This is a genomic window from Lactococcus sp. S47, from assembly GCF_016517475.1.
GTDB lineage: Bacteria > Bacillota > Bacilli > Lactobacillales > Streptococcaceae > Lactococcus > Lactococcus lactis.
In genome coordinates this window covers 225,484-241,089 of record NZ_JACVUB010000004.1, presented here as the reverse complement: position 1 = coordinate 241,089, position 15,606 = coordinate 225,484, and the positions used below count along the sequence as shown (strand labels likewise).

15 protein-coding genes and 1 riboswitch are annotated in these 15,606 nt (G+C 33.4%); of the genes, 6 read left to right on the top strand and 9 right to left on the bottom strand.

Translation table 11 applies throughout. From position 1 onward, the window contains the following. The 6 genes from IAE52_RS06145 to IAE52_RS06120 all read left to right on the top strand — a co-directional run. Window positions 1–429, top strand: a 429-nt coding sequence (locus IAE52_RS06145) for a MucBP domain-containing protein (protein WP_200136735.1), incomplete at its 5' end; no start/stop codon positions are given. Window positions 430–522: 93 nt separating this feature from the next. Then, entirely contained in the window at window positions 523–825 is a 303-nt protein-coding gene (locus IAE52_RS06140) for a helix-turn-helix transcriptional regulator (protein WP_003130388.1), read from the top strand. A gap of 91 nt (window positions 826–916) precedes the next feature. Continuing rightward, window positions 917–2,092 (top strand): NADH-dependent flavin oxidoreductase, encoded by a 1,176-nt coding sequence (locus IAE52_RS06135; protein WP_033899386.1) that lies wholly within the window; start codon window positions 917–919, stop codon window positions 2,090–2,092. A 171-nt stretch (window positions 2,093–2,263) separates the two neighbouring features. Continuing rightward, window positions 2,264–2,803: a DUF1440 domain-containing protein gene (locus tag IAE52_RS06130; protein ID WP_012898282.1), complete on the top strand. Its 540-nt coding sequence runs from the start codon at window positions 2,264–2,266 to the stop codon at window positions 2,801–2,803. 270 nt (window positions 2,804–3,073) lie between these two features. Further along, entirely contained in the window at window positions 3,074–3,232 is a 159-nt protein-coding gene (locus tag IAE52_RS06125) for a hypothetical protein (RefSeq protein WP_012898283.1), read from the top strand. A gap of 218 nt (window positions 3,233–3,450) precedes the next feature. Next, the gene (locus IAE52_RS06120) at window positions 3,451–4,092 is read left to right on the top strand and encodes a CPBP family intramembrane glutamic endopeptidase (RefSeq protein ID WP_033899381.1); all 642 of its coding nucleotides are present in this window, start codon (window positions 3,451–3,453) and stop codon (window positions 4,090–4,092) included. A gap of 87 nt (window positions 4,093–4,179) precedes the next feature. Here the strand turns inward: IAE52_RS06120 and IAE52_RS06115 are convergent, their stop codons facing one another. The 9 genes from IAE52_RS06115 to IAE52_RS06075 all read right to left on the bottom strand — a co-directional run bounded on the left by IAE52_RS06115 (window position 4,180) and on the right by IAE52_RS06075 (window position 15,559). Continuing rightward, window positions 4,180–5,328 carry an LCP family protein gene (locus tag IAE52_RS06115; RefSeq protein WP_080735883.1) on the bottom strand — a complete coding sequence of 383 codons (1,149 nt, stop codon included), beginning with the start codon at window positions 5,326–5,328 and terminating at the stop codon, window positions 4,180–4,182. A 28-nt stretch (window positions 5,329–5,356) separates the two neighbouring features. Further along, window positions 5,357–6,154 (bottom strand): ABC transporter ATP-binding protein, encoded by a 798-nt coding sequence (locus IAE52_RS06110; protein WP_017864868.1) that lies wholly within the window; start codon window positions 6,152–6,154, stop codon window positions 5,357–5,359. 17 nt (window positions 6,155–6,171) lie between these two features. After that, window positions 6,172–7,929 carry an ABC transporter permease subunit gene (locus IAE52_RS06105; RefSeq protein ID WP_017864869.1) on the bottom strand — a complete coding sequence of 586 codons (1,758 nt, stop codon included), beginning with the start codon at window positions 7,927–7,929 and terminating at the stop codon, window positions 6,172–6,174. Between the two features lie 56 nt (window positions 7,930–7,985). Further along, window positions 7,986–8,155, bottom strand: a riboswitch (M-box (ykoK) riboswitch). Between the two features lie 119 nt (window positions 8,156–8,274). After that, on the bottom strand, window positions 8,275–9,228 hold the full coding sequence (gene arcC / locus IAE52_RS06100) for a carbamate kinase (RefSeq protein ID WP_017864870.1): 954 nt from the start codon (window positions 9,226–9,228) through the stop codon (window positions 8,275–8,277). A 24-nt stretch (window positions 9,229–9,252) separates the two neighbouring features. Next, a complete protein-coding gene (gene aguA, locus IAE52_RS06095; protein ID WP_023164426.1) occupies window positions 9,253–10,353 on the bottom strand; it encodes an agmatine deiminase in 1,101 nt (366 codons plus the stop codon). 10 nt (window positions 10,354–10,363) lie between these two features. Continuing rightward, the gene (locus IAE52_RS06090) at window positions 10,364–11,725 is read right to left on the bottom strand and encodes an APC family permease (RefSeq protein WP_017864872.1); all 1,362 of its coding nucleotides are present in this window, start codon (window positions 11,723–11,725) and stop codon (window positions 10,364–10,366) included. Between the two features lie 15 nt (window positions 11,726–11,740). Next, on the bottom strand, window positions 11,741–12,763 hold the full coding sequence (ptcA, locus tag IAE52_RS06085) for a putrescine carbamoyltransferase (protein WP_017864873.1): 1,023 nt from the start codon (window positions 12,761–12,763) through the stop codon (window positions 11,741–11,743). Window positions 12,764–12,996: 233 nt separating this feature from the next. Then, window positions 12,997–13,827 (bottom strand): LuxR C-terminal-related transcriptional regulator, encoded by an 831-nt coding sequence (locus tag IAE52_RS06080; RefSeq protein ID WP_233610955.1) that lies wholly within the window; start codon window positions 13,825–13,827, stop codon window positions 12,997–12,999. 328 nt (window positions 13,828–14,155) lie between these two features. After that, window positions 14,156–15,559, bottom strand: a complete 1,404-nt coding sequence (locus IAE52_RS06075) for an LCP family protein (protein ID WP_109991114.1) — start codon at window positions 15,557–15,559, stop codon at window positions 14,156–14,158. Window positions 15,560–15,606 lie beyond the last annotated feature (47 nt).

Below are 15,606 nucleotides of genomic sequence, written 5' to 3'. Positions count from 1 at the left end.
CAAACCGTTACCTATATCTATACTAAAAATCCAATCGAAATAAAAACTGGAACAGTGACTATTAAGTATGTTGATACAAATGGAAATTCCATTTCTGACGAAATTACAAAATCTGGAAATGTAGGGTCTTTATACACTAGCGAACAAAAGAAAATTTTAGGATATAATTTCAAGGAAATTCAAGGAATTGCGGAGGGACAATTTACAATTGAATCCCAAACTGTAACCTACGTTTATACAAAGATTTCAACTCCTACAATAATCAAAACTTCTGTAATTCCACCTAAAACTTTATCAGTAAAAACCCTACCAAAAGAATCTTTACCCGAAACTGGCGATAAATTTTTTGGCTTCACTTTACTTTCAGGAAGTCTTCTAATTCTTGTTAGCACTACCCTTTATCTATTGAAATCTAGAAAATATAAATAATAAAAAAGAGAAGTTATTAGTAACTTCTTTTTTTATTTTGTTTAAAATAATCTTTTAAATTGACATATCGTATTTTTTCGATATAATAGATTTATGGAAAATGTGGAAACTTTTAAAACCCTATCAAATGAATATCGATTGAAGATTCTTACTTTACTCAAAGAACCAAAAAAACATTTCTACAACGAAACTAAAGTAGATGAAGTTGAAACGGGTGTTTGTGTAGGTGAAATCCAAAAATTACTGAACTTAACTCAGTCTACTACTTCTCATTATTTATCTATGTTAGAAAAAGATAATTTATTAATTGCTACTCGCATTGGTAAATGGACCTATTATCGTCGAAATGAGGAGATGATTTCCGATTTTAAAAATTTCATATTAGAAGAGTTATAATTAACTTTCTTTTTACTTCTTCATATCGATATTTCTCGAATTATAGTTTTAATAATCTACTTTCCAAATATAATAATAACAGGATAAAAATATGCCAAATCAATTAACTGATCATGTTACCTTACGTCATGGGGCAACTTTAAACAACCGTATTGTAATGTCTCCAATGCAAACTCATTCTGGTTTAAAAGGTGGTTTCGCTTCTGATGATACTATTCAATATTACTCTGCCCGTTCACAAGCGGCAGGTATGTTAATTACAGAATTCCATTATGTAAGTGAAAATGGTGGACCAGCATATGTACCAGGATATCCTGAACAATTAGGAGCTTATTCTGACGCTCATCTTGAAGGACTACGAAAAACTGCACAGGCTCTAAAAAAAGATGGAAATAAAGCTATTCTTCAAATTCATCATGCTGGGCGAGCCGCTGTAGGACGTCATGTTAATGGATTAGATGTGGTGGCTCCTTCTGCTATCGATTTTTCTTTCTTAGATTACCCTGTTCGTGAACTCACACTAACAGAGATTGATGATATTATTCTTGATTTTGGTAAAGCCACAAAACGGGCAATTGATGCCGGCTTTGACGGTGTTGAAATTCATGGTGCCAATCATTATTTAATTCAACAATTTTTCTCAAAACTTTCTAATCTTCGCACAGATAAATGGGGGGGTTCACTGGAAAATCGAATGGCCTTTCCGCTAGCTGTTGTTAAAGAAGTAAAAGCAATCGTTGATGAATATGCTCCTAAAGACTTTATCATCGGTTACCGTATTTCTCCTGAAGAACTTCATGGAAAAAATGTTGGCTATGATTATAAAGAAGCTCTCTCACTTATCTCTGAAGTAATTAAATATGAACTTGATTATATCCATCTTTCATTATGGGCAGGATACAATTCTAAACCTGAAAATAGCGAAAAATCTTATGCTGAACTTTTTAGAGAAATCTTAGATGATAAAACAAAACTTCTTATTGTCGGTGGTATTTTTGGGGAGGATACAGCGACTGATGCGATTGAAAACTATGCTGATTTAATTGCTGTTGCTCGTGGAACTTTGATTGACCCTAACTTTGCTAAAAAAGTTACTGAAGGAAAAGGGGACACAATTCTTCATAAGATTAGTCCGGAAACAGTTGAGTATTCTCACTTAACTCCTGGATTACTTGAAGCCTTTAGCCGTGAAGATTCTCTTGGCTTACCTCCTTTACCCGGAGGCGAATCAATCAGGACTTTGCATACAGGAAAGTACGATATATAATTATTTCCTCACAGAAATTTCTGTGGGGATTTTTAAATATCTAGTAGCAATTTTTTTACTTCCTTTGTTTACAATTTTGGAAGATAGCATCAAAAACACTGAATCCTCTGGTATTTTTGAATTACATTTAACTTTTTGTTAGAATAGAGGACATAAGAAAGGAGTATTAATATGTTCTCATTAAGAAAACCAATTGCTTCTCTAAAAGAAATTATTCTCAAAAGCATTTGGTTCGGATTTATTTCAGGTATGATTTCTGGAATGGTTAAAATTGGTTGGGAAGCAATTCTTCCGCCACGAACTATTGCTCGTAATTTAACCAACCCTCCACAACATATGATGGAACAGTTTGGTGTGCCATCTTCTCTCACCCACTCATACATTTTATATTCTCAAGATCAAAAAGTATTTTGGTTCTCTTTGATTCTTCACTTTAGTTTTTCAATTTTCTTTGCTGCATTATTTATTTTTATAGCGCAATACTGGAAAGCTATCACTTTATGGCAAGGTGCTGCTTATGGTATTGTAATATGGATTATCTGGCATATTATCTTAATGCCAGCTATGGGAACAGTTCCTGCTCCTTGGAACCAACCTTTCGACGAACACTTTTCTGAGTTCTTTGGACATATTGTTTGGGCCTGGGCCATTGCAGCTTGCACCTACTATTTAATAGCTAAAGATAAAAAAGGACACTTAGAAAATATTTAATATAGTAGAAGGATTATTCCTTCTTTTTTATTTTTTTTAGTTCTTTTTCAGAAAAATATTGCCCTGTTTATCTCTAAAAGGATTGGATTAACAGATATTTTATCAAAATATCATAAACCTGATTTTAAATTTCAATCTAAGGGCAAATACTTTATTACCTATTAATTTTCTCGTATATTGCAAATACTTTGTTTTTGTGTTAAACTGAACTTGGAATTTCGTTGTGATTGTTATAGTCCCTTTCGTTAAAAAAAGAAAGGAGAATGTATTATGATGACATACACTAACAAAAATAAATTTTTTGAGTATAGTATTCAACTTGATACTTCAAAAAATGTGTTTCAAGCTTTTTTGGCTAACAAACCTCAAATTTTTGGTATTGGTAATACAATTGAAGAAGCAACACACAATTTAGAAAAAATAGTATAGGAGAATAAGTCAATGGATGAACATCCCTCACCGTAAAAGTATCTACTTTAGGATATAGAGTAGGTGCTTTTTTTGTTGTCAAATTTTTTCAAATACACTTTTAAGCTACCTATTTTTATCCATTGTTTATATTCCTTAAAAAATTTTTATTCATGTTATACTTATTTAAATAGCTTTATTAGGCTTGTCAATCTATCTAAATTTTGGAGGTTTCTCTTTTGAAAAAACTTTTTACCGCACCTATGAGCAAATCAGCAGTTCCTCTATCACTGATTTTACTATTAGCTGGGTTTTTAGCATTATCTTTTGGGCTGCCAGTTATTGCTCCTTTTTCCTTAGCTATTGCTGGATTTATCAGCCTTTACATTCTTTTTGGAAAAAAGGGAATTTCTTACACTTTTTCTAAACCTCAAAAAATAGTGAGTACTTATTTTGCTGGACTTATAGGTGCTTATATTTTTGCTGGAGTTGGCATTCTAATTACTAAAATACTATTAGGAAGTTCTCCAAATTCTAATCCAGTAGCAGATGGAATGACTATTTTTGGACTTCTTAAGACAATTCCTATGCTTTTAGGTGAAGAGTTAATTACTATAATTTTACTTATAATTATCGCAAACTTATTAGGTGGAACACGCAAAGCTTTAATTGTTGCGGTTATCATATCCACTTTAATATTCGGATTTCTACATTTACCTACTTACGACTGGAATTTTGCCCAAGTTATTTTTATTATTGCAGCCGCAAGAATTCCCTTTACCCTTGCCTCTTTAAGGAGCGACTCCTTGTATACAGGTTTACTTATTCATATTACCTATGATTGGATTATTTTTATCCTCGTAATCCTATCACATCACTAATTCATTCTGTGATTGCCCTTCTAATTGTAAATATTTTATTAAGTAATTAAGATAAATAGCTCCTATGATAGGGGCTATTTATCTTAATTACTTAATAAAACCATTTGAAGTCTTAATATTAGGCAGAGGACCAGTAGTTGTATTACCGCTTGTCCCAATATATGTATTTCCATTCGTTGAAGTATCTTCTTGTGCTTCAGCTTCTGGATTCTGGACTGTATAGTCACTTTGATAAAGATAGTCACCATTTGTATGGAAGGAATATCCATTGTTATCAGTCTCATTTTTACGATCTAATTCGAGAGAGACTCTTAATTTATGACTGACAAATTTGATACTATCTTTATAGAGTTCTACCATACTTCTTCCTTGGTTACTGAAAGTTCTCCAATCAAAAGTTAATTGTTGTTTAGAGTAATTACTAAAAGTTAAAGCGTTAGAAATAAGCTCTTTAATATCTTTTGGTGTGATATCAGTCTGAATATTATCATCTAAAGAATCAATAATAGAATATAAATTAGTGAAAGAAGTCATTGATTTTAACTTTTCCTCAACTGCTGAAATTACCTTTTGTTGCCTGAAACCTCTCATAATATCTGTATCTACATGTCGTTCTCTAGCATATGAAAGAGCCTTGGCACCATCTAAGTGTTGCTTACCTGAATTAAACTTTATAGACTCAATACCACTTTCATCAGTACCCATAAATGACTTTTCAACATCAATATCAATTCCACCTATAGCATCAATAAGCTTAATAAATGAATTGAAATTAAAAACACAATAATGATCAATAGGAATATTAAAAGTTTTTTCTACCGTGTTAACTGAAGCCGAAGGTCCTCCATAAGTATAGGCAGCTTCTATCCGTTGCATACCTTTGTATGATTTTGAATCAATTTGAACAAAACTATCGCGAGGGATACTACAAAAAGTTGTCGTTTTTGTTTTTTTGTTAATTGTAATAATCATCATCGCATCCGTTCGCGTCGTTCCCAAATTTCTCTCTTGAGTATTATCTAAACCCATGATCAAAAATGACTCTGTATCTTTATGTTTCTCAGATTTATAGTTATTATCAACTTTATGATAACCCTTGTCTAATATATTATTTAAGCGATGATTGGCCATAGCGATATACCCGAATACTCCAACTGCTATTATTATTACTAGAGATATGAGAAATCCGACCATTTTTTTTATTTTATTATTTCTTTTTCTCCTATGTGGAATCATATTAATTTTTCTTCCTTTCTTTTACCTACTAAAAATTTTTATTAACCTTAAGTTCTGTCATGACTACCATCTCATTAGTAATTTCTTCAACAATACTTGAGATACTACTTATAGTTCTTTGATTTCTTGGGATATCAATGTTGTAAACTTTCGCAATCCTCCCTGGATTTGAATCTAACAATATAATCCTATCAGACATCTGCACTGCTTGTTCTATATCGTGCGTAATCATTACAATTGATTTTGTGACAATTTGTTGACTTAACCACATACTTATTAGTTGATCTGACAGCTGTTTGGATGTTACAACATCTAAAGCAGAAAAAGGTTCATCAAGTAATAATAATGTAGGTTCTGCGGCTAAAGCTCTAGCAAATCCTACTCTTTGTTTCATTCCGCCAGAAATTTCTCTTGGATATGATTTTTCATTGCCCTCTAGCCCAATCATTTTTATTAGTTTTTTTACTCTATCATTAATTTCATTTTTAGATATTTTCAAATTATTATCTATGCCAAATGAAACATTTTTATAAACATTTAACCATGGGAATAGAGCAAAATTCTGAAAAACCATACTAATGTTTGGATCCGGTTCTTTAATCTTTTTTCCTTCAAAGATGATTTCTCCATGACTTGGATGAACAAGACCAGCTAAACTTCTCAATAATGTCGATTTCCCTGCTCCTGATTGTCCAATAAGACTTACAAATTCTCCTTCCTTTACGGTAAAGTTTATGTCTTTCAGAACTTGTATATATTTCTTTGATCTTTCTACTCCATAATCTTTGCAGAGTGAAGTTACTTTTATTAAATTTTTCTTTTCCATTCTTATTTCCTCCCTTTTTAATAATGGAATTTTTCTCTAGCATATTTGTAAAGTGGTTGCCAAACGAATATAATACACAATCCTACTACAGCACACATCGCCAAAGTACCAAGTGCTGATTTATCTTTAATTCCATCATTCACAGCAATATATTGCCCTAAGCCAGTAACATTTATTGTTTCTTTACCCCACTGTAGGCTTTCCGCTGCTATATCTGCATTCCATGCTGCTCCCGCAGCATTTATGATAGCTGTTATCAAGTACGGAAACATTGATGGAATGAGATAGCGAGTCCACCACTTAAACTTGGATAATGGAAAAATTTTTGTGACTTCTTTTATATCATCTGGTATTGCTAAATACCCAGCAATAACATTGAAAAAGTAATACCATTGACAACCAACCATGATTAGCGGCAAAATCCACCACTCAAGTTGCTTATACCCTAAACTAATAAAAATTACTATGAATGGAGTATATACGTTTGAAGGAATCGATCCAACAACTTGTCCAATTGGTTGGATAAAGCTTAAACGTCTTTTGTTACTTGCAACCCAAACCCCAAGAGGTGTAAAAATCGCTGCTGCTATAAGCATTGCTAATACTACCCTCAATGTAGTTAAAAGCATTAAGTGAGGGATTATTGAAAAATCTTCATGAGGTAAGAATCTATAAAGTTTAATAGCAGAGATAACAACCGCATACCCTAAAAGGATATACCAAATGATTGAAATATATTTCTTAACTTTTCCTAGATATTTAAAAATAAGATTTATCCTAAGAATATACCAAACTCTAGGTAACTTAAAAATCCAGAAATCTTTTATTTTTTGAATCCATTTCATTAATATTTTTCCAAAATTAGATGCTTTTACTAAATTGTATACAATTGATTTTGGAGGATTACCTTGAGTTGTTCCTTCATCATAACGATAATAATAAGTAGCTTTAACCAAAGGTTGAAAAACTAAGAAATTTAGTATGACGACATTAATAATTAAAGCAATAACAGCGAAACCACAAGCTTTAAAGTCTGCGCGATCTAATGCAACTTGAATATAAGAGCCAATTCCTGGCAAAATTAAAGTTTCAGACTTAGGGATTGCGACGGTAACCTGTTCACTTGCAACAATGGCAAACCATGCTGCTGACTGAGATATGACAAGATTCCATAGTAGGCCTGGAATTGAATATACAAATTCAAGACGCCAAAATTTTTCCCAAGCACTATATCGAAATTGTGATGTTACTTCTTTCAAATCTTTGGGAACTACTTCCATTATTTGGTAAAGTGACAACATGATGTTCCATGCTTGTCCAGTAAATACTGCAAAAATGGCAAGCGCTTCAGCTCCCATTACATTACCTGGATATAATCCAAGTAAAAATGCAGTAGTGAATGTCATGAAACCTAATAAAGGAACTGATTCTAAGAAATTGACCATCGGCAAAATAATTCTTCTTGCAGTTTTAAACTTAATTGCCAATACACCACAAATAACAGAGAATAAAATTGACCACATCATTCCTACAATCATGCGAAACATTGTTCGCATTGAAAAATACGCAAGGTTTCCAATAGATAAAAAATCGTGCATTTTCTTGACATCATCCACTGAACTTTGAGACGGTAACGATGAAAGGGGTTGGTTAATAGTTATTTGTGTCACAATAAGAATAAATGCAAACAAACAAATAATACCAATTAAAATAAAATCACCCATAATAGATTTTACTTTTGGTTGTTTTGTATCAAGATATTTTCTTCTTGACATAAAAAGCCTCCTTTTCATATAAAGGGAGGCTCTCAAAATCAATAGATTATTAGTCTATTTAATCACGACATTTGAGTTTTGGCTTTCTGAGACGTAAGAAATGATATTTCTAGTTATCTTGGAAAAGCCTTGATTCGACTAGTCCTGCTTTACCCATTATTGTCTCTCGACAGTTTTGAGCGATAACCTATGTTCTTCAGAGTAACCTCACCTAATATGATTAGTTTTTATTTACTACAAAAAAAGTATAGCACTAGCTATACTTTTTGTCAAATTAAAATGGGTAACCTACTTAAATTCTTTTTATTTCAAATTTTAAATAAATTATTTTGAAAAATACTTTTTTTAAACTAAATCGGGTACAATCCGTGTTCCTGCCCCACTTTTAACAAAGTTTTCCACATTTTCAAGTGAAGTAATCGTGGCTTGCTTACCAGTATTTTCGACAAAAGCGACAGCTGCTGCCACTTTTGGTTTCATAGAACCTGCCGCAAAATAACCTTCTTCTAGATATTGACGCATTTCGCTAACTGGTACAACTCCTAGAGCTTTTTGATTAGGTTTCCCAAAATTTAAAAAGACATCACCGACAGAGGTAAAAATAACTAGTTCATCAGCATCAACAAGTTCTGCTAATTTTGCTGCCGAAAAATCTTTATCAATTACCGCTTCGACTCCTTGATACCCCTTATTTTTTTCAATAACTGGAATTCCTCCGCCACCAGATACTGTAACCAAAGCTGATGATTCTAACAATGGTTTAATTGCGTTAGCTTCAACAATTTTGAGAGGTAAAGGTGAAGGAACTACTCTTCGGTAACCTCGTCCAGAATCCTCAATCAATTTCCAATCAGGATATTGAGTCTGAATATTTTTAGCCTCTTCTTGGCTATAAAAAGGTCCAATAGGTTTTGTCGGATTTTTAAAAGCCTCATCATTAGCATCAACTACTGTTCTTGTCACTACAGAAACAAATGGAACATCAGACATTCCATTATTAGCAAGAGCTTCTGTAAAAGCTTGTGCCATCCAATAACCGATTTGCCCTTGAGTCATAGCAACAGCTGTATCAAGTGGCATTGCCGGATTTTTAACTGAATTACTTTCAAGTTGTTGCAAAAGTAAATTACCAACTTGGGGGCCATTTCCATGAGTGACGACCATTTCAACATCATTGTCTTTTATTAAAGGCATTAATTGTGCGGCAGTCTTATTAAGTGCCATAGATTGTGCTTGCGCTGTAGGGTCGCTAGTTAAAATAGCATTCCCCCCTAGAGCAACTACAATACGTTTTGCCATTTTCTGTTAAATCCTCTCTACTCCTTATTTGGCTTTAGGTTGTTGTTGAGTAATACAATGGATATTTCCTCCACCATAAACTACTTCAACAGTGTTCACGCCAACTATTTCGCGGTCTGGAAACATCTCTTGAACTTGTTTTAATGCTAGAGCATCATTTTCATCACCGTATTGTGGTACGATAACTCCTTTGTTTGTAATCAAGAAATTCATATATGAAGCAATACAAATATCTCCATCTTCACGTGGCATTGTTCCTTCAACTGTATCAATTCTAAATTGTTTTTTAATCGTTACATTTTTAGCTGGACAAGTCAATTTATGAACTTTGAGTTGACGTCCTTTAGCATCTGTCATTTGGCTCAAGCGTTTATAGGCATCTTGTGCTGCTTCATAAAAAGGTGACTTCTCATCCTCAGTATAAATGCATGCAACTTCCCCTGGTGCTACGAAGCAAGCAACATCATCCACGTGACCGTTTGTTTCTTCTGGGTCAATTCCATCCCCAAGCCAAAGAATTTTTTCAGCATTCAAATGTTCTTTAAGTTTATTTTCAATGTCCTCTTTGCTCATGTGAGGATTGCGTCCTTCAGATAAAAGGCACATTTCAGTAGTCAAAACTGTTCCTTGACCGTCAACATGGAACGAACCTCCTTCAAGAACAAAATCATCTGTCCGATAAGAGTCAACACGTTCTAATTCACAAACTTTTTGTGCCACTAGATCATCTTGATCCCAAGGAAAATATAGACCATCAACAAGTCCACCCCAAGCGTTAAAAGTCCAGTCATTTGCTCGAAGTTCGCCCTTATCATTAATTACAAAACTTGGCCCACAGTCACGAACCCACGAGTCGTTGTTAGAAACTTCAAGCACACGAACGTCAGCGGGTAATTGATATCGAGCATTTTGATATTGGGATTGTGAAACTAACATTGTTACTGGTGTAAATCTACTAATTGCTTTAGCAACATTAGTAAAGGCAATCTGAACAGGTTTTGCTCCATCACGCCAGTTATCTGGACGTTCGGGCCAGATCATAAAAATTTGATCTTGAGCTTCAAATTCACCAGGCATCCGAAAACCATCTTCTTTTGGTGTTGTACCAATAATACGTTTTGCCATTTTTTCTCTCCTATTTTTTTATTTTTTTAAATTTAATAATTAATTCACCAATCACAATAAAAATAATTGCGCCAATTGTAATCGGTAATTGTTCTGTTAATGATGCCTTATCATATTGCAAGGGTATGGCTGTAAAAATTAATGATATGATAATAATAATCATTGGTAAGGCCATATATACTTTCAAGATTCCGTCACTACCACTCACTTTAAATGGACGTGGAGTCTCAGGGTCAATCTTGCGCAATTTATAAAAAGCAGGGAAGACCGGAATATAACTCAATAAAAATAGTACTAAATTTAGTGAGAAGAATGACCAGAACAAATCTTGGTTGGGTAATAATGGGGCAATCACAACAATAAATGTCGCTACAATCCCATTCATCAAAGCTGCCCCCCAAGAAATTCCATTAGAAGCACGTCTTTTTGAGAAGAATTTAGGCATATCACCATTATCAGCAGCATAACTAGCAATATTATTAACCCCTTGTGACCAAGAAACCATATTACCCACTAAAGTCAGCATAAACAAGAAAGCGATTAAACTAATGAACCAACCTGTCGGTGTACCCAGCATCACTTGGAAACTATCTACCAATCCCGAACTTGTCGATAATTTATCGGTTGGAATAGCAACACCGATCCCAAAGGCCGAAAACATATAAATCGCTGCAATTACGATCCCACCAATGATGATTGATTGTGGGATTTGTTTCTTAGGATTTTCCATACTGTCAGCAAAAGTACAAATGACTTCAAACCCCAGTAAGTTAAAAATGATTACTGAGATAAATGATAGACTATGCAAATCAAAACTTGGAAGTAATGATGCTAAAGTATAATGATTTGCTACTCCCTTAGTCAAAGCTGAATAAACTCCTAAGCCTCCTAATGCTAATGCTAAGAATACCTTAATTACTGCGCCGCCATTTAAAATCCAAACGCTATCACTTACTGGATATAAACTAATCAAAACAATAACCCAGATGAAAATTAATTCAATTAATAGTGAAATACCTGTATTTAATTGAAAGCCAAACATTGTATGCAATAAATCAGGACAAAGTACAGCAAGTGAAGCCATCCATAATGGGAAGTTTACCCAATAAAACCATGAAGCACGCGCTCCCCAACGATGACCAAAGGCTTTTGTAATCCAATCATACAGCCCACCCTCACCAGTATAAGTTGTTCCAAGTTCAGATGTAATTAGACCATAAGGTAAGAGAAAAGCAACGATGAGAACAATCCACCAAAAGAACTGCGAGTTACCAATAGCAGCAACCGGTGCTGCTGCTTCGGCAACAAAAACAACACAAATGACAGAAAGAATAGCACTAAACAGACTAAATTTTTTCTTTCCATTTTCCATAAATGATACACTTTCTTATTTGGCTAAGTAAGCCTCTAACTCAGCCTTAGCTTTGGCTTGTGCTTTCAAATCATAAGGATTTTTTTCAGCATAATCGGACATCAACCAAACAAGGAGGGCACGAATTGAAGTCAAGCGATTTTCGGCTTCGTCAAAACAAATTGAGTTTGGACCATCAATAACCGCATCAACAACTTCTTCACCTCTTGAAGCTGGAAGACAATGCATAAATTTTGTATGTGCTCCTGCTTTTGCCATCATCTCAGGTGTCACTTGATATTTAGGGAAGAAAATCGCTAGACGTTCTTCTTCTGATAGTTCTGCATCATACAAACCGTACCAAACATCTGTATAAAGGAAATCTGCACCGACAATTGATTCTTCATCGTCTGTTACTTCATAAGTACCACCAGAAACCTCACAATTTGCAGCTAATTTTGCTTGATGTTCTTCATTAAGTTGGTAGCCTTTAGGGCCAAAATGAACAAAGTGCATTCCCATTTTAGTTGCGATTAAACCTAATGAGAAACAAACTTGAGTCGCATCACCGACAAAGACAACTTTACAATCTTCTAATTTTTTACCAGCTGGTAAATGTTCAATCATTGTAGTCAAATCACCGACTTCTTGTGTTGGATGATTATAGTCTGACATCCCGTTAAGAACTGGAATGGTTGTATGTTTTGCAAGGTTATTAACTGATTCATGACGATCAACACGCGCCATGATGATATCAAGCAATCTAGAAAGAACTGTGCTTGTATCTTCTATTGTTTCATGACCACCGAGTTGAATTTGACCAGGTGCTAAATATTCTGCATGTCCTCCTAATTGAGTCATAGCTGTTTCAAAGGAAACACGAGTACGAGTTGATGTTTGTTGGAAAATCATTCCTAGTGATTTGTTTTTAAGAAGTGGTGGATAGTAGCCATTTTTAATTGCCGCTTTGATTTTTAAGCCCAATGTTACAATATCAAGAATTTCTTCTTTAGTGTACTCTTCTGTTGTGATGAAATCACGTTTGTTTGTTGTTACCATTTCTTTATTCCTCCTGAATAAAATAGTTATTTGACTTCCCTCTTGGGAACGTTTTCAGTATATCAAGAGCAAAAATATAAAACAATCAACTCTAGGATTTAATCTTTTATAAAAGCCGAAAACCCTTTGATATCAAAGGGTTAAGTAAAAAGGTTTAGTAAGGTTTATAACTATTTTAACCGCTTTCTTAATTAAAATAAAAATAAACTCCATTAAAAAATGGAGTTTTAGGATTATTGAGTAAGCTCTGATTTTTCAAACGCTTCCCAGACTTCGCAAACTTCTGAACGTTTTTCAACTTGGAGTTTTATAAAAATATTGTGAGTGTGGGTTTTGACTGTTCCTAGAGAAAGATATAATTGATTGGCTATTTCTTGATTGTGTTTACGTTGAAGGAGAAGTTCAAGAATTTCTCCTTCCCGTTGAGTGATTCCATATTTATCCATAAATCTTTCAAAGTAATATTCATCTTCTTCAAAATTACTTACAGAATCATTAGTCTCATTTTTTTCATTTCTACTATCAATGACCGCTACTTCTTCGTTGCCTTTTTGATAATTGGTTAGAAAATATTTAATGGCAATAAGGCAAAGTGAGATATGAAAAATATCTTCTGAAACATTTCTATTATGGATTTTAAGCATATTTGTATGATAAATATCTCTAAAATAAATAATAAAAGTATCTTCTACCACTATAGCTAATCCAAAAAATATTGCTAGGCTTCCAATTAATTTTACATATTTTCCTAAACTGCTTTTAGGAATCATTTTTCGATTATGAATTAATAAATAAATTCCAAGATAGACCGTTAGTAATTGGCTTGGAAAATAATAGAGCCAGACCTTTAGCGCTGAATTTGCCATAAAAGGCACAACAATAAGCCATAAAGCAAAAACAATATAAATACCATATTGATAAGTTGTTATTTTTTCTTCAAATAATTCGGTCACTAATTTTAAGGCAATACCAAAAGTTGCCAAATAATAAATGGTTTCAATGATTGGATTAACCATAAATTGCCGATTATAGTCATTTGCAAATATTTGAAAGGTTTCGGACATGGTCACTATTAAACCGTTTAAAATAAGAAGCAAAAAATAAAGACTTACCAATAAATAATTTTTTTCTCGCTCTTTTAGATACAAGCTTAGAGAAAGTGACATCACGACTGTGTATAAAATTGTCAAAAAAGTAGTATAAATATAATTAAACATCATTGGATTAGACCTACTTATCTTATTATCATACTCATATCATATCATAAAAATACAAATTTATAATTTATTTATAAGCCATTAATCAATAACTAAAGAAAAAAATTGTCATCATTTTTTTCATATGAATATTTAAAATTAAAAATTACTAACAAAACTGTTAGTAATTTTCTCTTTATTGACCAAGAAGTTCTTGGGCTTTCGCTTTGTATTTTGTCATATCAATTGAAAGTCCTAGACCTCCATACATATCATAGGCATTCTCCCAGTCATTGTTAGCTGGAATTGTTGTTGATTTTATACCATTTTTCATATCCAGAAGAGCTGTAATTCCTTTAGTTAAGAAAAATGAATTTGGAATATTCGTCATTGTAACTGCTCTTGTTGTTCCCAACGCACTTGAAGCAGTAAACAATGAGAGTGGATTTTTCATTTTAGACATTACTGTTTCTAAAACTTGTTGTTGACGTTTTACTCGTCCATAATCTCCCTCATCATCATGACGGAATCGGGCATAATTCAAGAGCATTCGTCCATCCATTTTTTGAGTTCCTGGTTTAATCATCATAAATGTTCCACCACCATCAGGATAACCTAAAGCGGCTGCTTCTTCAGCTGTCAAGTCTTTGTCACTTGAAACTTTTCCTTCTGTTGCAGCTAAATCATCGGGAACAGGTACGGCAGAAAGATTCTCACCATTCACAGTCGAAAATTTTGCATCAATTTTTAGGCCAGTTGGGAACAAAGAATCAATAATCGTTGCAAAACTTGAAAAATCGACGACTGCATAATATTGACAATTAATGCCAAAGTTATTTTTCAGTGTCTCACTCATCAAATTCACACCCTGTTTATTGTATTGTTCTCCAATTGTAAAGGCAGAATTTATTTTTGAGTCTGGAGTATTACTTGAGCCGACATCAGGAATATTGACAAGGGTATCACGCATAAAGCTCACGATTTGTGTTTGATGATTCTTACCATTGACATGTAAAACCATAATAGTATCGGTATGAGCAACACCTGATGATTGCCATGGTCTTTGGTCTGCTCCTAACAAAAGAATATTTACAGAACCGTCCGAATTTTTTAAACTTGTGAACTTTTCTTGTTTAGCGACGCTTCCCTCATGTTTAACGCCCCTTTGATATCCATAAACAAAGAAACCAATCATGACCGCAATGATCACAACAATAATTGTTAATATTGTTCTTAACCAGTGACGTTTTTTCTTCTTGCCAGATTTAGCTTTTTTAGAAGATTTACTTTCTTTTTTTGATGGTTTATTTCTATTGTTTTCTTGATTTGAAAAACTTTCTCGCGTATTTCTTCGACTAGCATTTCTACCATTAAAAGAGGAAGTATTTTTTTGAAAGCTTTCTGGTTCATAGTCGGAATATTCATATTCTGGCTCGACGTATTCTTCAAATTCCTCGAATTCTTCGGGTTCAGATTGATTTCCAGCTTTTTTTAGTTCATTGAGTAAGTCATAGTACTCTTGACGCTCTCGGATTGTGAGATAATTGATGTTATGTCTCAAATATTCTAAGCGTTTATACTTTTTTTCATTCATTGTCATATTATTATATCAAAGTTTGATAATTCCTGCAAAATCTTACCAATCTT